This is a genomic window from Streptomyces sp. NPDC004539, assembly GCF_040610055.1.
In the GTDB taxonomy this organism is placed as follows: domain Bacteria; phylum Actinomycetota; class Actinomycetes; order Streptomycetales; family Streptomycetaceae; genus Streptomyces.
On the sequence record NZ_JBEXLS010000002.1, the window covers coordinates 78,411 to 96,016 of the forward strand.

The window sequence follows — 17,606 nt, forward strand, 5'->3', positions numbered from 1 at the left end:
CGAGTGCACGGTCACGTGGAACGGCAACACACGATATGCGCTCGCTGTGGGGGACTTCCGGGGGAACGGCAACGGTTTCGCTACGGGCCGCCTGAACTGGGGAGTTGGGCGAAGAAACGGTTCCGGTCAGGCGTACCAGGGGTTCCAGGAGCCGGGTGCCGCCCCCCTCGGCACAGGAGCGCGCCGTGCCGCCGCGCCGATCTTGAGCGAGGCCGTAACCCGCCGGTCGGAGCGGGGTTGGTAGCGGTGGGGCCGGGCGGCCCCGGGGGCGCAGGCGTGACGCGGGCCCCGTTCCTGGGCGAGGGGAAGGCGGGGAGCCGTGGGCGGGATCGGGGCGGGGGAGCGGGGGGACGGCGGCGCCGGGGAGTGCGGGCCGGGCGGCTACGAGGGGATTCTGCGGCGGCAGGCCGTGCGGGAGTCGGCTGCGCGGACGTACGCGCGGGCGCTGCCGATCGTGCCGGTGCGGGCCCGGGGGCTGACCGTCGAAGGAGCCGACGGGCGGCGGTACCTGGACTGCCTGTCCGGGGCCGGGGCGCTCGCCCTGGGGCACAACCATCCCGTCGTCCTCGAAGCGATCCGCAAGGTGCTCGACTCGGGGGCGCCGCTGCACGCCCTCGACCTCGCCACCCCCGTCAAGGACGCCTTCGTCACCGAGCTGTTCCGCACCCTCCCGCCCGGACTCGCCGGCCACGCGCGCGTGCAGTTCTGCGGGCCCGCCGGGACGGACGCCGTGGAGGCCGCGCTCAAACTCGCCCGCACCGCCACCGGCCGCACCGGGGTCCTGGCCTTCACCGGCGCCTACCACGGCATGACCGCGGGCGCCGCCGAGGCGTCCGGCCACGCCCCCGACGTACGCGTCACCCGCCTGCCCTATCCGTACGACTACCGCTGTCCCTACGGCGTCGGCGGTGACCGCGGTGCCGGGCTCGCCGCCCGCTGGACCGAGTCCGTCCTCGACGATCCGGGGTCGGGCGTGCCGCACCCGGCCTGCATGATCCTCGAACCCGTCCAGGGCGAGGGCGGTGTCGTCCCCGCGCCGGACGACTGGCTGCGCCGGATGCGGCGGATCACCGCCGAGCGGGCCATCCCCCTGATCGCCGACGAGATCCAGACCGGCGTCGGCCGCACCGGCGCCTTCTGGGCCGTCGAGCACAGCGGGATCACCCCCGACGTCATGGTCCTCTCCAAGGCGATCGGCGGCAGCCTGCCCCTCGCGGTGATCGTCTACCGCGACGACCTCGACGTCTGGGAGCCCGGCGCGCACGCGGGCACGTTCCGCGGCAACCAGCTCGCCATGGCAGCGGGCGCCGCCACCCTCGCCCACGTCCGCGAACACCGCCTCGCCGACCACGCCGCCGCCCTCGGCGCCCGGATGCTCCGCGAACTCGGCGCCCTCGCCGGGGAGTTCCCGCACCTCGGCGACGTACGCGGCCGGGGCCTCATGATCGGCGTCGAGATGGTCGACCCCGAGACCGGTCCGTCGCCGCACGACCCCGGCGCCTTCGCCCCGTCCCCCGCCGCCCCCGGTTTCGCCGCCGCCGTCCAACGCGCCTGCCTGGAGCGCGGGTTGATCGTGGAACTCGGCGGCCGTCACCGCAGCGTCGTCCGCCTCCTGCCGCCCCTCACCCTCACCGACGACCAGGCGACCGCCGTCCTCGACCGCTTCGCCGACGCGGTCGCGGCCGTCACCCGCGCCCCCGCCACCCACCTCACCCCACCACCGCGAACGCACCCCCGACAGCCCCCGCCCACCCCGTACCCGCCCGCCCAGCCCCTGCCCGTCCAGCGACAACATCCCCCCGCCCGACCTCAGCAGCCGTCCGACCGAACCGTAGGCCCACCGCCCCCGCCCGACACCCCACCGACCTAGCCCGCGTCCACCTCGCCACCCACGGGCCACCCACCCCCCACGAGGACTCCCCGTGCACACCGAACCCACCCGACGGCCGACCGCCTCGGCCCTCGCCCCCCACAGCCCCGTCGACGACCCCCTGAACCACCCCGACCCCCACACCGCGGCCCAGGCCGCCACCAGCGAGAACCTCCTCCGCTGCTGGGTGCGCGAGACCTCCGTCCCGCCCCCGGACACCGGCCACCTCCGCATCCCCCTCCCGTCCTGCGGCCTCACCCTGCTCGCCCCCGTCCTGTACTGGTCCCCGACCGGCCTGCACCGCTTCGGCCCCCCGTCGCTCGCCGACGCCCCCGCCGCACCCCTGGACCCGATCACGCTCGCCGCCCTGCTGACCCGCGAAGCGCACCCGACGGCCGCCGCCACCACACCGGGCACCGACACCTCCGACCTCCTCGCCCGAGTCGCCGACTCCCTCCGCCGCACGACCCTCTTCCTCACCGACCACCGCTCCCGCGCCCTCGATCCCGCCGGGACCTCCGACACCCCCGATCTCTTCCTCTCCGCCGAACAGTCCCTCCTGCTCGGCCACCCCCTCCACCCCACCCCGAAGAGCCGGGAGGGCCTCACCGACACCGAGACCCTGCTCTACTCACCCGAGTCGCACGGCTCCTTCCCCCTGCACTGGCTCGCCGTCGCCCCCTCCCTGCTCGCCGCCGACTCCGCCTGGACGGAGAGCGGACGCCCGGTCCGGGCGGAACACCTCACCGCCCGGCTCTCCGGCCCCGGGCTCCCCCTGCCCGACGGCCACGCCGCCCTGCCCCTGCACCCCTGGCAGCTCCGCGAGGTACGCCACCGCCCGGAAGTCGTCGCCCTGCTGGACGCCGGACTCCTGAAGGACCTCGGCCCCTACGGTCCTCCCTGGCACCCCACCTCCTCCGTCCGCACGGTCCACCGCTCCGGCGCCCCCGCGATGCTCAAGCTCTCGCTGGCGCTGCGCATCACCAACTCCCGCCGGGAGAACCTCCGCAAGGAACTCCACCGGGGTGTCGAGGTCCACCGGCTGCTGCGCACCGGCCTCGCCCGGCAGTGGCACGCGGCCCACCCGCACTTCGACATCGTCCGCGACCCCGCCTGGCTCGCCGTCGACGACCGCGAGGGGCGGCCCGTGCCCGGACTGGACGTCGTCGTCCGGCACAACCCCTTCGCCCCGTCGGACGACGTCTCGTGTCTCGCCGGCCTGGTCTCGCCCCGTCCGCGGGCTCCGAGGAGCCTGCCCGGTGCCCGGCGTCCCGTGACCGATCCGTCCCACGGCGATTCCTCCTTCCGTTCCCATCTTTCGACGCTCGTCGACCGGCTCGCCGCCCACAGCCGGCGTCCTCGCGGCGCCGTCGCCGTCGAGTGGTTCCTGCGGTACCTGGACCACGTCGTCCGTCCCGTGCTGTGGCTCGACGGGGAGGCGGGGATCGCCCTGGAGGCCCACCAGCAGAACACCCTCGTCCTCCTGGACCCCGACGGCTGGCCCGTGGGCGGCCGGTACCGCGACAACCAGGGCTACTACTTCCGCGAGTCCCGCCGCGCGGAACTCGACTCCCGGCTGCCCGGGACCGGCGGGGCGAGCGAAACCTTCGTCTCCGACGAGGTCACCGACGAACGCTTCGCCTACTACCTCGGCATCAACAACGTGCTCGGTCTGATCGGCGCCTTCGGCTCCGAACGCCTCGTGGACGAGCGCCTGTTGCTCGCCGCCTTCCGCCGCTTCCTCGAATCGGCCGCCGCCGGCCCCCGGCGGATGCGCAGCACCCTCCCCTCCCGTCTGCTCGACTCACCCGTCCTGCGCTGCAAGGCCAACCTCCTGACCCGGCTCCACGGTCTCGACGAACTCGTCGGCCCCGTCGACACCCAGTCCGTCTACGTCACCGTCCCCAACCCCCTCGCCCCCTGAGGCACTTCAGCCGCCGCCTCCCACCTCCCTCCGTCTCCCGTCTCCCGAAAGGAGCGGCCCTGTGCCGACCGTGGAAGAAGGCCACACCGGCCACGGCACCGCCGAGGACCTGCTGGACGGGGTCGCCGACTGGGGCCCCACCCTGTGCCATCTGGGCATCTTTCACCTCGTTCCCGTGACGTTCGAACTCGGCATCCCCCTGGTCGCCCGCTGGATGAACGACCCCGCCGTCGCGGCCTTCTGGGACCTCGCGGGCCCCGAGATCCGGACCACCCGGCACATCCGCGTCCAGCTCCAGGGCGGCGGACGCAGCGTGCCCTGCCTCGGCGTGCTCAACGGAACCCCCATGAGCTACTGGGAGATCTACCGCGCGGACCTCGACCCGCTGGCCCGCTACTACCCGGCGCTGCCGCACGACACCGGCCTGCACCTCCTCATCGGCGACGCGCGGGACCGGGGGAGAGGAGTGGGCGGGATTCTTCTGCGGACCGTCGCCGAACTCGTCCTCGACAAGCGGCCCTCCTGCCCTCGCGTCGTCGCCGAACCCGACGTCCGCAACGCCGCCTCCCTCAGCGTCTTCTCCACCTCCGGCTTCGAGTGCGCCGGCGAACTCGATCTGCCCTGGAAGCGAGCCGCACTCATGATCCGCAACCGCGCCATTCCGTACCCCCTGACCCCGTATCCCCGGTTCCCGGACGAAGACGATCTGTGACGATCCGGGATTGTCTTGTTACTCATAGTGACGTTCCGCGTGCCGTCCGAGTTCCCCCACCCGCCAAACTTTTTTCTCGCACCTCACTCCGCCCCACCTTCGCCCCACCTCATCCCCGCCTCTCACCGGCGCCCGCCCCACCCCTCGCGCCCCCTCCCGCTCCGCACTCACCCCCCGTCCCACCCCTCACCTCCCCTTCGACCCCACGATTGTCAGTCCCGGGCCGTAGGGTGGTCGCGCTATGACGAAGCCCTCTCTCCCCGAACTCCTGCATGCCGCCGTCGCCGCAGTCGGCGGCGCGGAGCGCCCCGGCCAGGTGACCATGGCCGAAGCCGTCGCGGAGGTGATCGACGACGGCTCCCACCTGCTGATCCAGGCCGGCACCGGCACCGGAAAGTCGCTCGGCTACCTCGTACCCGCGCTCGCGCACGGCGAGCGGGTGGTGGTCGCCACCGCCACCCTCGCCCTCCAGCGCCAGCTCGTGGAGCGCGACCTCCCCCGCACGGTCGACGCGCTGCACCCCCTGCTGCGCCGGCGCCCCGAGTTCGCGATGCTCAAGGGCAGATCGAACTACCTGTGCCTGCACCGGCTCCACGAAGGCGTCCCGCAGGACGAGGAGGAGGGACTCTTCGACCAGTTCGAGGCCGCCGCCCCGTCCAGCAAGCTCGGCCAGGACCTGCTGCGGCTGCGCGACTGGTCGGACGAGACGGAGACGGGCGACCGCGACGACCTCACCCCGGGCGTCTCCGACCGCGCGTGGGCGCAGGTGTCGGTCTCCTCCCGGGAGTGCCTGGGCGCCTCGAAGTGCGCGTACGGCGCCGAGTGCTTCGCGGAGACGGCCCGTGAGCGCGCCAAGCTCGCCGAGGTCGTCGTCACCAACCACGCGCTGCTCGCGATCGACGCCATCGAGGGTGCCCCGGTCCTCCCGCAGCACGAGGTCCTGATCGTCGACGAGGCGCACGAACTGGTCTCCCGGGTCACCGGCGTCGCCACCGGAGAGCTGACCCCGGGACAGGTCAACCGCGCGGTGCGCCGTTCCGCGAAGCTGGTCGACGAGAAGGTCGCCGACCAGCTCCAGACAGCCGCCGAGGGCTTCGAGCGGCTGATGGAACTGGCCCTGCCCGGACGGCTGGAGGAGATCCCGGAGGACCTCCGCTACGCGCTGACGGCCCTGCGGGACGCCGGCCGCGCGGTGATCTCCGCGCTCGGCACGACCCGCGACAAGTCCGTCCAGGACGAGGACGCGGTCCGCAAGCAGGCGCTCGCGTCCGTGGAGACGGTCCACGACGTCGCGGAGCGCATCGTGACGGGCTCCGAGTACGACGTCGTCTGGTACGAACGGCACGACCGCTTCGGGGCGTCCCTGCGCGTCGCCCCGATGTCCGTGTCGGGCCTGCTGCGGGAGAAGCTCTTCGCGGACCGCTCGGTGGTCCTGGCCTCGGCCACGCTCAAGCTGGGCGGCGACTTCAACGGCGTGGGCGCATCCCTGGGGCTCGCCCCGGAGGGCGTCGACGGCGAGGACCTCCCGCAGTGGAAGGGCGTCGACGTCGGCTCGCCCTTCGACTACCCCCGGCAGGGCATCCTCTACGTCGCCAAGCACCTCTCGCGCCCCGCGCGCGACGGCGACCGCGCGGACATGCTGGACGAACTCGCCGAGCTCGTCCAGGCGGCAGGTGGGCGGACGCTCGGTCTGTTCTCGTCGATGCGGGCCGCCCAGCTCGCCGCCGAGGAACTGCGCGTGCGGATGCCGGAGTTCCCGATCCTCCTCCAGGGCGAGGAGACCCTCGGCGAGTTGATCAAGAACTTCGCGGCGGACCCGAGGACCTGCCTGTTCGGCACGCTCTCGCTCTGGCAGGGCGTGGACGTGCCCGGGCCCAGCTGCCAGCTCGTCGTCATGGACAAGATCCCGTTCCCGCGCCCCGACGACCCGCTGATGAGCGCGCGGCAGAAGAAGGTCGAGGAGTCCGGCGGCAACGGCTTCATGTCCGTCGCCGCCACCCACGCAGCCCTCCTCATGGCGCAGGGCGCGGGCCGCCTCGTCCGCGCCATGGGCGATCGCGGCGTCGTGGCCGTCCTGGACCAGCGGCTCGCCACCGCCCGCTACGGCAGCTACCTGAAGGCGTCCATGCCCGACTTCTGGTACACGACGGACCGCAACCAGGTCCGCAGGTCGCTCGCGGCGATCGACGCGGCGGCGAAGCAGGCGGGCGCCTGAGGGCGGGGCGAACGCGAGGACACGACAAAGGGGGCGGACCCTGGCCCGCCCCCTGGCACAACACACCCGTGAGAGCCCCCGACCGGCGTCCGGACACAACACAGGGCCCCGGAACCGGCGCAGGGGTCCCGGGGCCCAGTCACGCAGGGCGGCTCGACCGAACGGCGTCCTCAGACGCGGCGCAGTACGGCCACCACCTTGCCGAGGATCGTCGCGTCGTCACCGGGAATCGGCTCGTACGCGGCGTTGTGCGGCAGCAGCCACACATGGCCGTCCTCGCGCTTGAACCGTTTGACGGTCGCCTCCCCGTCGAGCATCGCGGCGACGATGTCGCCGTTCTCGGCGACGGGCTGACGGCGGACGGTGACCCAGTCGCCGTCACAGATCGCGGCCTCGATCATCGAGTCGCCGACGACCTTCAGCACGAACAGCTCCCCGTCACCGACGAGCTGACGGGGCAGCGGGAAGACGTCCTCGACGGACTCCTCCGCGAGGATCGGGCCACCGGCGGCGATCCGGCCGACCAGCGGGACGTACGACGCGGCGGGCTTGCCCGCGGTGTCCGTCGGCTGCACGGCGGCCGACTGGTCGGAACCGCGCACCTCGTACGCGCGCGGGCGGTGCGGGTCGCGGCGCAGGAAGCCCTTCCGCTCCAGAGCCATCAGCTGGTGCGCCACCGAGGACGTGCTCGACAGGCCGACGGCCTGGCCGATCTCCCGCATGGACGGTGGGTAGCCGCGCCGCTGCACGGAATCCCTGATGACCTCGATCACCCGGCGCTGCCGGTCGGTCAGGCCCGAGCTGTCCGCCCGGATGCCTGGAGGTCGGCCCGGCAGGGAGCGCTTGTGTCCCTCGGGACTGGTGGCTTCGTTCATCGCATGCACCGGGTCGAGTCGGCCCTGGGAGCGGTCCTGGGCGGTGATGGTGGCACTGTCTGCGGTGGTGGTCACGGCGGCCCCTCTCGATGGTCTCCCTGCTTGACAACGGTAGTTGCTTTCGAAAGGTTGCGCCAAACACACGTTCGAGTGAAAAACCCCGAAGAGTTGGACTTGATCATGCGCCCAGGTGTATGGCTCACGTCATGTCCGGCAAGCGGAATGGGCTGACGCCCCAGTCTGCCAGCCGGGGTCGCGCCCGACTCGGACCGCGGTCCGAGTCCCACCTCTCCTCCCTGTGGTGCTCACGCAATCTCCCCATGTGCCCAGGTCCCGAGCCGCACGCGCGCGGGAGGGACGGTTGTGCGGATGCCGTGCGAGCGCGACACGCGGGAACGGCCTGCGTTTTTTCGTCAATCCCCCACATGTAGTGGTCGCGATGAAACAGTGGCCCAGAAGTTGTGGTGCCCCGTGTATTCGCACCCTCCGGGATCGCCTATGCTGGGGGCTGCTTCGTGAGGCCCGAGGGGCCCGTGAGGCCATTGAGTCTGCTTGTGAGGAGGGTTGGGAATCCATGCACTGCCCCTTCTGCAGGCACCCCGACAGCCGCGTGGTCGACAGCCGTACGACCGACGACGGCACGTCGATCCGCAGGCGCCGTCAGTGTCCTGACTGCTCCCGTCGTTTCACGACGGTGGAGACCTGTTCGCTGATGGTCGTCAAGCGTTCCGGAGTCACCGAGCCCTTCAGCCGTACCAAGGTCATCAACGGCGTGCGCAAGGCGTGCCAGGGACGGCCTGTCACCGAGGACGCCCTCGCCCAGCTCGGCCAGCGGGTCGAGGAGACCGTGCGGGCCACCGGGAGCGCCGAGCTGACCACCCACGACGTGGGGCTGGCCATACTCGGCCCGTTGCAGGAACTCGACCTCGTCGCCTATCTGCGGTTCGCCTCGGTCTACCGGGCGTTCGACTCGCTGGAGGACTTCGAGGCCGCGATCGCGGAACTCAGGGAAGAGCCGGGAACCACGGCCGCGGACGACGGCGTCCGCGAAGGAGACGGCGGCGGGAGCGGGGGCGTCCAGGTGCCCCAACCCGCCGGTACCGCCGACTGATCCGAGGGCCGCGACCGGGCGGAGACACCGGGGACGGCCGGACGGCGGCGAGGAAGAGACCAGTCGCGGACGAGTGGACATCGTGGTCCGCGACTTCAGAAATCACACTGTGTCACGGGAACAACGTGGCATTTCTGGGCGTTTTGCCTGTACCAGGGAGGCGGCATGACAGAGACGGCGAGCGGTCCGGCACGAGGTTCCCGAGCCAAGGGCGCCAAGGCCACCAAGGGCCTGCGTATCGAGCGCATCCACACCACCCCCGGCGTGCATCCGTACGATGAGGTGGTCTGGGAGCGCCGTGACGTCGTCATGACCAACTGGCGCGACGGCTCGGTCAACTTCGAGCAGCACGGCGTCGAGTTCCCCGACTTCTGGTCGGTGAACGCGGTCAACATCGTCACCAGCAAGTACTTCCGCGGAGCGGTCGGCACCCCGCAGCGCGAGGTCAGCCTCAAGCAGCTGATCGACCGCATCGTGAAGACGTACACGAAGGCCGGTGAGGACTACAAGTACTTCGCCTCGCCCGCCGACGCGGAGATCTTCGAGCACGAACTGGCGTACGCCCTCCTGCACCAGATCTTCAGCTTCAACAGCCCCGTCTGGTTCAATGTCGGCACCCCGCAGCCCCAGCAGGTGTCCGCCTGCTTCATCCTGGCCGTCGACGACTCCATGGAGTCGATCCTCGACTGGTACAAGGAAGAGGGCATGATCTTCAAGGGCGGCTCCGGCGCCGGCCTGAACCTCTCCCGCATCCGCTCCTCCAAGGAGCTCCTCTCCTCCGGCGGCAACGCCTCGGGACCGGTCTCCTTCATGCGCGGCGCCGACGCCTCGGCCGGCACCATCAAGTCCGGTGGCGCCACCCGCCGCGCGGCCAAGATGGTCGTCCTGGACGTCGACCACCCGGACGTCGAGGACTTCATCGCCACCAAGGTGAAGGAGGAGGAGAAGATCCGCGCCCTGCGCGACGCGGGCTTCGACATGGACCTCGGCGGCGACGACATCACGTCCGTCCAGTACCAGAACGCCAACAACTCGGTCCGCGTGAACGACGAGTTCATGACCGCCGTCGAGAACGGCACCGAGTTCGGCCTGCGCGCCCGCCTGACCGGCGAGATCATCGAGAAGGTCGACGCCAAGGCGCTCTTCCGCAAACTCGCCGAGGCCGCCTGGGCCTGCGCCGACCCGGGCATCCAGTACGACGGCGTCATCAACAACTGGCACACCTGCCCCGAGTCCGGCCGGATCACCGCGTCGAACCCGTGCAGCGAGTACATGCACCTGGACAACACGTCCTGCAACCTCGCCTCGCTGAACCTCATGAAGTTCCTCAAGGACGACGGCAAGGGCACCCAGTCCTTCGAGGCCGACCGCTTCCAGAAGGTCGTCGAGCTCGTCATCACCGCGATGGACATCTCCATCTGCTTCGCCGACTTCCCCACCCAGAAGATCGGCGAGAACACCCGCGCCTTCCGCCAGCTCGGCATCGGCTACGCCAACCTCGGCGCCCTCCTGATGGCGACCGGCCACGCGTACGACTCCGACGGCGGCCGGGCCCTCGCCGGCGCCATCACCTCCCTGATGACCGGCACCGCCTACCGCCGCTCCTCCGAGCTGGCCGCGGTCGTCGGCCCGTACGACGGCTACGCGCGCAACGCCGACGCCCACAACCGCGTCATGAAGCAGCACGCCGACGCCAACGGCACCGCCGTGGCCATGGACGACCTGGACACCCCGGTCTGGGCCGCGGCCACCGAAGCCTGGCAGGACGTGCTCCGCCTCGGCAAGCAGAACGGTTTCCGTAACGCCCAGGCGTCGGTCCTCGCGCCCACCGGCACCATCGGCCTCGCGATGTCCTGCGACACCACCGGCGTCGAGCCCGACCTCGCCCTGGTCAAGTTCAAGAAGCTGGTCGGCGGCGGCTCGATGCAGATCGTCAACGGCACCGTCCCGCAGGCCCTGCGCCGCCTGGGCTACCAGGAGGAGCAGATCGAGGCGATCGTCGCCCACATCTCCGACAACGGCAATGTGATCGACGCCCCGAGCCTCAAGCCCGAGCACTACGAGGTCTTCGACTGCGCCATGGGCGAGCGCGCCATCTCCCCGATGGGCCACGTCCGGATGATGGCCGCGATCCAGCCCTGGATCTCCGGCGCCATCTCCAAGACCGTCAACATGCCGGAGACGGCGACCGTCGAAGAGGTCGAGGAGATCTACTTCGAGGCGTGGAAGCTCGGCGTCAAGGCGCTCGCGATCTACCGCGACAACTGCAAGGTCGGCCAGCCCCTCTCCGCGAAGACCAAGTCGTCCAAGGACGAGCAGGCCGAGGTCACCGAGAAGGCCGAGGCGACGATCCGGGAGACCGTCGAGAAGGTCATCGAGTACCGTCCGGTCCGCAAGCGCCTCCCGAAGGGCCGCCCCGGCATCACCACGTCCTTCACGGTCGGCGGCGCCGAGGGCTACATGACGGCCAATTCCTACCCGGACGACGGCCTGGGCGAGGTCTTCCTGAAGATGTCCAAGCAGGGCTCCACCCTCGCGGGCATGATGGACGCCTTCTCCATCGCGGTCTCCGTCGGCCTCCAGTACGGCGTCCCGCTGGAGACGTACGTCTCGAAGTTCACCAACATGCGCTTCGAGCCGGCCGGCATGACGGACGACCCGGACGTGCGGATGGCCCAGTCGATCGTCGACTACATCTTCCGCCGCCTGGCGCTGGACTTCCTGCCCTTCGAGACCCGCTCCGCGCTCGGCATCCACTCCGCCGAGGAGCGCCAGCGCCACCTGGAGACCGGCTCGTACGAAGCGGCCGAGGACGAGGTGGACGTCGAGGGCCTGGCCCAGTCCGCCCCGCTCCAGGCGGCCCCGGTGACCGCCGCGCCGCTGCCCGCCCCGGTCGCCGTGCCCGCCCCCAAGCAGGCCCACACCAGCGCCGAACTGGTCGAGATGCAGCTCGGCATCCAGGCCGACGCCCCGCTCTGCTTCTCCTGCGGGACGAAGATGCAGCGCGCCGGCTCCTGCTACATCTGCGAGGGCTGCGGCTCGACCAGCGGATGCAGCTGACCTGAGGCACGGTCGCTCACCGGAGTGACCGGCGGGTGACAGAGGTAAGGGGCGTCGGCCATGGCCGACGCCCCTTACGTCGTCGTACGCGTGGGACGGGTCAGGACGGGCGGGTGGTGCCCATGACGCGGGTGAAATCGGCCGGGTCGTCCTCGAAGCCGTGGACGCCGTCGTGATACTCCCAGCCGTCCTTGGGGTCGCGGACGAAGGTGGCGAGGGTGGCGGCCGTGGAGCCGAGGATGTCGCCGAAGTCGCCCTCCGCCAGGACGTTGTAGCCCTCCCGGATGCGGAACTTCGGGTTGACGACGCTGACGAACGTGCGGTGGTCGGGGCGCTGCTGGATGATCACGCCGACGACGACGCGGACGTAGCGCGCGTCCAGGCGGTCGAGTTCGAGGGTCATCACCTCGTCCCAGCCGAAGCCCTTGCCGTCCTTGCTGTCGCGGTTGAGGTAGATCGTGCCGTCCGGCGACCGGCTGTCGAAGTGCACGACGAAACCGGGAGCGCCCTGCGGATCGCTCTGGAGGTAGGTCGCGGCGACCACGTCCAGATCGGTGGCCGGCTGCCCCGCGGGACTGGGGTCCCACTTCACCGAGATCTCCACCTTGCGGATGCCCTTGATGAGGCCGTTCATCAGCCTTCCCCTTCTCCCCTGTGGTTCGCGACCCCAACTGCCCGGTCATCAGGGCCGGTTGTCCATCCTGCCATGCGCGGGCCCGGGAACGTCGGGCTGAGGGTGACCGGCGCCACGCTCCGGGGCCTTACCATGGCGCGGTGCTGGTCAAGTGGATTCGCTGCACCGTGGTGGACCGCCGAGGTTTCGAACGGGGACAGCGGAAGTGGGCGGGGCTTCTGGGGGAGCCGGGATTTCGTGGACAGGGCGGCGGCTGGAGCAGGAGCCGTCCTGCGGTCGCGCACGTCTTCGCGTTCTGGGAGAGCCGTGCCTTCTACGACTCGTTCATGGCCCGCTCCCACGACCGGCTGGCGGCCTCCCAGGCGGGCACCTTCCGTGACGCCCAGGTCCGGCTGTTCGACTACCGCTTCGACGTCAAGACCGGCTTCGAACCCCGCTTCACCGACGCCGACCTGCTGCGCGTCGCCCTCTCCCGGGTCCACGAGGAGCGCGCCGAGCACTTCACGCTGATGCAGGAGAAGGTCTGGAACCCCGCCATGGCCGGCTCGCCCGGCATGATCCGGGGCCTGTTCGCCGAGGCACCCGGCAACGAGTTCATGGTCCTTTCGATGTGGCGCTCCGAGGCCGAGCACGGCAAGTACCGCACGGAACGCATCGAACGGCTCGCCCTGCGCGCCCAGACCGAGGCCGACATCGCCGCCCTCACCGGCGACATCGTCGAGATGGAGTCCGCCTGGACGGTCTGAGGACCGCCTCCGGGCATGTACGGGTGCGACCTCCGATGCGCGTTTCCGTGTGACCTACGCCGTATGGGGCCCGTACGGGTGCTCGAAACGGCGTGACTCGATCTAGGGTTTCGGCATGGCACGACCACGGCGCATCGTCCTTGTCCGGCACGGGGAGTCAACGGGCAATGTTGATGACACCGTCTACGAACGCGAACCCGACCACGCGCTGGCCCTCACCGACAAGGGCCGGCGGCAGGCGGAGGAGACCGGGAGAACCGTCCGGGAGATCTTCGGCGACGAACAGGTCAGCGTGTACGTCTCCCCGTACCGGCGCACCCACGAGACCCTGAACGCCTTCGAGCTCGACCCGGCGCGCATACGCGTGCGCGAGGAGCCCCGGCTGCGCGAACAGGACTGGGGCAACTGGCAGGACCGCGACGACGTCCGCCTCCAGAAGGCGTACCGCGACGCGTACGGCCACTTCTTCTACCGCTTCGCCCAGGGGGAGAGCGGCGCCGACGTGTACGACCGGGTCGGCGGCTTCCTGGAGAGCCTGTTCCGCAGCTTCGAGGACCCCGACCACCCGCCCAACGTCCTGATCGTCACCCACGGCCTCGCGATGCGGCTGTTCTGCATGCGCTGGTTCCACTGGACCGTCGCCGACTTCGAGTCCCTGGCGAATCCCGGGAACGCGGAGCTGCGGATGCTCGTTCTAGGAGAAGACGGCAGGTACTCCCTCGACCGGCCGTTCGACCGCTGGCGGGACCCGGAGCCGTACGGCGTCACCGGATAGGGTGACGGCGATGACTCCCGCCCCTTCCGTCCCCTCCGACCCTTCTGTCCCTCCGACCTCCTCGACCGGCGAGCGCCTGGCGCGCGCCCTCGGCAGCCTGCGAGGGCTGTCCGTGGGAGACGCCCTCGGCTCCCAGTTCTTCGTCCCGGAGAACTACCCCCTCCTGGCCCGCCGCGAGCTGCCGCCCGGCGACTGGCAGTGGACCGACGACACGGAGATGGCCTGCTCGGTCGTCGCAGTCCTCGCCGCCCACCACCGCGTCGACCAGGACGCCCTGGCCCGCTCCTTCGCCGTGCACCACGACTTCGACCGCGGGTACGGGCCCGCCGTCAACCGGCTCCTGCGCCTCGTCCGCGAGGGCGGCGACTGGCGCGAGCTGGCCGCCGCGCTCTTCGGCGGCCAGGGCTCCTGGGGCAACGGCGCGGCCATGCGCATCGCCCCGCTCGGCGCCTGGTACGCCGACGACCCCGAGCAGGCGACCCACCAGGCCGAGATCTCCGCCTACCCCACCCACCAGCACCGCGAGGCCGTCGCCGGTGCCATGGCCGTCGCCGCTGCCGCCGCCCTCGCCGGGTCCGCCGACGGCCCGCCCGCCCCGGAGGCCCTCCTCGACGGCGTCCTCGCGCTCGTCCCGAGGAGCGCCGTCTCCGCCGGGCTGCGGCGCGCCCGCGACATGCTCGACTACTCCGACGCCGGCACCGTCGCCGCCGTCCTCGGCTGCGGGCGCCGCACCACCGCGCACGACACCGTCCCGTTCGCCCTCTGGTCGGCCGCCCGTGCCCTCGGGGACTTCGAGTCGGCGTTCTGGACGACCGCCCAGGCCGGTGGGGACGTGGACACGACCTGCGCGATCGTGGGCGGTGTGGTCGGGGCGGGGAGCGCGGGGGCGCCGCCTCGGGAGTGGGTGCGGCGCACGGAGGCGTTTCCGGAGTGGTTGTCGCCGGGGTTGTGAGGCGGGCGGGCCGTGCCGTTTCGCCGGGGTTGTGAGGCAGACGGGCCATGCCCTTCGCCGTAGCCGTCGCCGGGTTCGTGAGGCGGGCCGGTCGTGCTGTTCACCGCGGTCGTCGGCGGGTTCCTGAGGGCAGCCGGATGCCGGCCGCCCCGGGTTCGGGGAGAGGCCGCCCGTCGCCGTGCACCGCGACGCGTGAGGCCGGTTTCTCGTTGCCGTTCACTTCACGTGTGCGACCACGGACGACCGGAACGGCTTCCGCCGCCCGCTTCTCGCCGGTGCGAGACAGGCGAGGCGGGAGGCGGCGAACCCCGGTTCCCGCGAGGCCCGTTCCGATGCATCCGCGAACGGCACGCGCCGGGCCACCGCCGGGCCGGGCCGGGGTGCCGGGCATCGATCCCGGCGGCGTAGGCTAGGACCGCCATGCCGTACGAACCACCCACTCACACCGTCGAGCGCTCCCTTCGCGCGACGACCGGCGCGAAGGTCATCGCCGGTGTCGACGAAGTGGGCCGGGGAGCCTGGGCCGGTCCCGTCACCGTCTGCGCGGCGGTCACCGGACTGCGTCGGCCCCCCGAGGGCCTCACCGACTCCAAGCTCCTCACCCTCAAGCGCCGCACCACGCTCGCTGCGGAACTCGAAGGGTGGGTGACGTCGTACGCCCTGGGCCACGCGTCGCCCGAGGAGATCGACGAGAAGGGCATGACCGCGGCCCTGCGACTCGCCGCGGTCCGTGCCCTGGAGGCCCTCCCGGTCCGCCCCGACGCCGTCATCCTCGACGGCAAGCACGACTACCTCGGCACGCCCTGGCGGGTCCGTACCGTCATCAAGGGCGACCAGTCGTGCGTGGCGGTCGCGGCGGCCTCGGTGATCGCCAAGGTCCAGCGCGACAAAATGATGGCCGAACTGGGTGCCGAGCATGCAGACTTCGGTTTCGCGGACAACGCCGGGTATCCCTCACCCGTGCACAAGGCCGCACTGGAGGAGCGGGGGCCCACCCCGTACCACCGGCTCTCGTGGGCCTACCTCGACGGGCTGCCCCAGTGGCGGCACCTGAAGAAGGCCCGCAGCTGGGCGGAGACAAGCGCACCGGGGGTCGAGGGCCAGCTCGGCTTCGACTTCTGACGTCCCCGCTCGTACCGATGTGCCACCCCCTGGCGCGAGTCGCACCAACGTTTGATAAAAATCAGCTCATGCCTCTCATTCCCGAGGAGCCTCAGATTCACGAGAGTGCCCAGGGTCCCCGCGTCACTCCGGCCGGCGGCCGCAGCGCGCAGACCCCTCGTCCCGTACCCGGCCCCCGTCCCGCGGCCCCGCCGCGTCCCGGTCGCCCCGGCCCCCTGCGGCCGACGGCTCCGGCGCAGCGCACCCCGCGCGACACGGCCCCTGCCGCCCCGGCGGCGGTCCAGATCCAGGTGATCCCGGCTTCGGCGGACGGCGCTCTCGACGCCGCCGACGAGGCCGTGGACATGCTGCTGGAGTCGGGCCGTGCCCCCGGCGAGGTGCTGGTGATCACCACCGGCGCCCAACACCCCTGGTCCGCCCACGAACTGTCCTTCGGCGAGGCTTCCTACTGGGCCCAGCACGACGCGCGTGACGACGTCTTCTGCACGGACGCCGCCCTCGCGAGCCGCGCCGCCCAGCGCCCCGTCGTCGTGGTCGCCGTCAACGGCGGTCCGGACGACGCCGTCGCCGCCGTCCTGCCGCTGGCCCGTACCAAGGCGAGCGCCCTGCTGATCGTCTGCGGAGACTCGCAGCGCGTCAACGCGGTACTCGCCGCCGGGGTCTGACCGACCCCGGCGAGGGCCTGCCCCACGCGTGCGCACGAACGGGGGTTTCGGCGCACGCGTCCTTCGCCATGCCCCGACGGGGTACGGATCGAAGGGCGCCGTCCACCGCGCCAGGGCTTCGTACACCGTGAACGCGTGAGAGGCCGGGCCGGTTCCCGAAGGGCCGCGGTCTGTCGTACGACGCACCGCGGCCCGTTCTTCGTGCCGTCCCCGGCGGGCGCTCAGCGGGCCGCCGCGCGCCTCAGGACGTCCGAGACGGCGCCGCCGGTGCGGGGGAGCGGGGGCGGGACCTCGGAGAGGCCGAAAGGTTCCGGCAGGGACTCGGAGTTGGGGCTACGGCCGCCCCGGCCCTCGCCCAGCACCTGCCAGCCGTCCCGCGTGAGCGTGATGTACGCCCCGCAGCGCAGCCCGTGCAGTGTGCACGCGTCCCTCAGACCCCACATCCACGCGCCGTCCTCCTCGGTCCAGCGCGCGTCGCCGTCCCGGCAGTAGAGCAGCACCGCCGTCCGCACCGGGGTCCGCCGCCGCAGGTCGTGCGGGATGACCCGGCGCAGCTGGGCGAGCAGCGTGTTGCGGAACATCCAGCCGTCGGCCGGCGCCGGACGGCGCACGAACGAGGCGCTGGCCCGCAGCCGTTCGTCCGGGTCGAGCACGGCGACGACGGCGGTGGACGGTCTCGGCCTGTGTCGCGCGTGCAGTCCGCTCACGACCTCGCGCGGGTTGCGCAGCAGCGGAATCCCCGCCGCGGCCCATTCCGCGGGTTCGAGCAAGCGGCTGGCGGAAGCGGCGGACGCGGACGTCGAGAGCGATGCCGCCGAGGACGGCGCGAATCCGAAGGTCACGATCCTCCCTTCGGCTACGGCCCACACAGCGGGCGGGGCGAATTCGGGGGGCACGCACCGCAAACAGAGCCCTGCCTGACCTCGGGCGGACCGTTACGGGGAG

Annotated in this window: 14 protein-coding genes; 11 read left to right on the forward strand and 3 right to left on the reverse strand. The window is 71.7% G+C overall.

Features of this window, described 5'->3' with window-relative positions:
* Window positions 1–328: 328 nt before the first annotated feature.
* The 4 genes from ABZX85_RS04090 to ABZX85_RS04105 all read left to right on the forward strand — a co-directional run bounded on the left by ABZX85_RS04090 (window position 329) and on the right by ABZX85_RS04105 (window position 6,721).
* A complete protein-coding gene (locus ABZX85_RS04090; protein ID WP_355863082.1) occupies window positions 329–1,870 on the forward strand; it encodes a diaminobutyrate--2-oxoglutarate transaminase family protein in 1,542 nt (513 codons plus the stop codon).
* 52 nt (window positions 1,871–1,922) lie between these two features.
* Window positions 1,923–3,794, forward strand: coding sequence for an IucA/IucC family protein (locus ABZX85_RS04095; protein WP_355862401.1), 1,872 nt, complete (start codon window positions 1,923–1,925; stop codon window positions 3,792–3,794).
* A gap of 61 nt (window positions 3,795–3,855) precedes the next feature.
* Entirely contained in the window at window positions 3,856–4,506 is a 651-nt protein-coding gene (locus ABZX85_RS04100; RefSeq protein WP_355862402.1) for a GNAT family N-acetyltransferase, read from the forward strand.
* 241 nt (window positions 4,507–4,747) lie between these two features.
* Window positions 4,748–6,721, forward strand: coding sequence for an ATP-dependent DNA helicase (locus ABZX85_RS04105; protein WP_355862403.1), 1,974 nt, complete (start codon window positions 4,748–4,750; stop codon window positions 6,719–6,721).
* A gap of 170 nt (window positions 6,722–6,891) precedes the next feature.
* Here ABZX85_RS04105 and lexA read toward each other — a convergent pair whose 3' ends face one another.
* Window positions 6,892–7,671 carry a transcriptional repressor LexA gene (gene lexA, locus ABZX85_RS04110; protein ID WP_355862404.1) on the reverse strand — a complete coding sequence of 260 codons (780 nt, stop codon included), beginning with the start codon at window positions 7,669–7,671 and terminating at the stop codon, window positions 6,892–6,894.
* 499 nt (window positions 7,672–8,170) lie between these two features.
* Here lexA and nrdR point away from each other — a divergent pair, with 499 nt between their 5' ends.
* Together nrdR and ABZX85_RS04120 are read left to right on the forward strand one after the other, a co-directional pair.
* Window positions 8,171–8,707 carry a transcriptional regulator NrdR gene (gene nrdR, locus ABZX85_RS04115; RefSeq protein ID WP_355862405.1) on the forward strand — a complete coding sequence of 179 codons (537 nt, stop codon included), beginning with the start codon at window positions 8,171–8,173 and terminating at the stop codon, window positions 8,705–8,707.
* Between the two features lie 165 nt (window positions 8,708–8,872).
* Entirely contained in the window at window positions 8,873–11,767 is a 2,895-nt protein-coding gene (locus ABZX85_RS04120; protein WP_355862406.1) for a vitamin B12-dependent ribonucleotide reductase, read from the forward strand.
* Window positions 11,768–11,867: 100 nt separating this feature from the next.
* On the opposite strand, the gene ABZX85_RS04125 is transcribed toward ABZX85_RS04120, so the two are convergent.
* Window positions 11,868–12,401, reverse strand: coding sequence for a TerD family protein (locus ABZX85_RS04125; RefSeq protein WP_355862407.1), 534 nt, complete (start codon window positions 12,399–12,401; stop codon window positions 11,868–11,870).
* A 140-nt stretch (window positions 12,402–12,541) separates the two neighbouring features.
* Between ABZX85_RS04125 and ABZX85_RS04130 the strand changes: the two genes are divergently transcribed.
* From ABZX85_RS04130 to ABZX85_RS04150, 5 genes are all read left to right on the forward strand, one after another.
* Window positions 12,542–13,147: a YdbC family protein gene (locus ABZX85_RS04130; protein ID WP_355862408.1), complete on the forward strand. Its 606-nt coding sequence runs from the start codon at window positions 12,542–12,544 to the stop codon at window positions 13,145–13,147.
* Between the two features lie 115 nt (window positions 13,148–13,262).
* Complete coding sequence (locus ABZX85_RS04135) at window positions 13,263–13,922, forward strand: histidine phosphatase family protein (RefSeq protein WP_355862409.1); 660 nt, start codon at window positions 13,263–13,265, stop codon at window positions 13,920–13,922.
* Between the two features lie 10 nt (window positions 13,923–13,932).
* Complete coding sequence (locus ABZX85_RS04140) at window positions 13,933–14,874, forward strand: ADP-ribosylglycohydrolase family protein (protein ID WP_355862410.1); 942 nt, start codon at window positions 13,933–13,935, stop codon at window positions 14,872–14,874.
* A gap of 420 nt (window positions 14,875–15,294) precedes the next feature.
* Complete coding sequence (locus ABZX85_RS04145) at window positions 15,295–15,996, forward strand: ribonuclease HII (RefSeq protein WP_355862411.1); 702 nt, start codon at window positions 15,295–15,297, stop codon at window positions 15,994–15,996.
* Between the two features lie 68 nt (window positions 15,997–16,064).
* Window positions 16,065–16,661 (forward strand): hypothetical protein, encoded by a 597-nt coding sequence (locus ABZX85_RS04150; protein WP_355862412.1) that lies wholly within the window; start codon window positions 16,065–16,067, stop codon window positions 16,659–16,661.
* A 221-nt stretch (window positions 16,662–16,882) separates the two neighbouring features.
* On the opposite strand, the gene ABZX85_RS04155 is transcribed toward ABZX85_RS04150, so the two are convergent.
* The gene (locus ABZX85_RS04155) at window positions 16,883–17,503 is read right to left on the reverse strand and encodes a hypothetical protein (RefSeq protein WP_355862413.1); all 621 of its coding nucleotides are present in this window, start codon (window positions 17,501–17,503) and stop codon (window positions 16,883–16,885) included.
* Between the last annotated feature and the right edge of the window lie 103 nt (window positions 17,504–17,606).

Excerpts from the sequence above, each read along its gene's own strand:
- ABZX85_RS04120 (WP_355862406.1), top strand. The coding sequence starts at position 8,873 with ATGACAGAGACGGCGAGCGGTCCGGCACGAGGTTCCCGAGCCAAGGGC.
- ABZX85_RS04135 (WP_355862409.1), top strand. The coding sequence starts at position 13,263 with ATGGCACGACCACGGCGCATCGTCCTTGTCCGGCACGGGGAGTCAACG.
- ABZX85_RS04150 (WP_355862412.1), top strand. The coding sequence starts at position 16,065 with ATGCCTCTCATTCCCGAGGAGCCTCAGATTCACGAGAGTGCCCAGGGT.
- ABZX85_RS04140 (WP_355862410.1), top strand. The coding sequence starts at position 13,933 with ATGACTCCCGCCCCTTCCGTCCCCTCCGACCCTTCTGTCCCTCCGACC.
- ABZX85_RS04125 (WP_355862407.1), bottom strand. The coding sequence starts at position 12,401 with ATGAACGGCCTCATCAAGGGCATCCGCAAGGTGGAGATCTCGGTGAAG.
- ABZX85_RS04145 (WP_355862411.1), top strand. The coding sequence starts at position 15,295 with ATGCCGTACGAACCACCCACTCACACCGTCGAGCGCTCCCTTCGCGCG.
- nrdR (WP_355862405.1), top strand. The coding sequence starts at position 8,171 with ATGCACTGCCCCTTCTGCAGGCACCCCGACAGCCGCGTGGTCGACAGC.
- ABZX85_RS04105 (WP_355862403.1), top strand. The coding sequence starts at position 4,748 with ATGACGAAGCCCTCTCTCCCCGAACTCCTGCATGCCGCCGTCGCCGCA.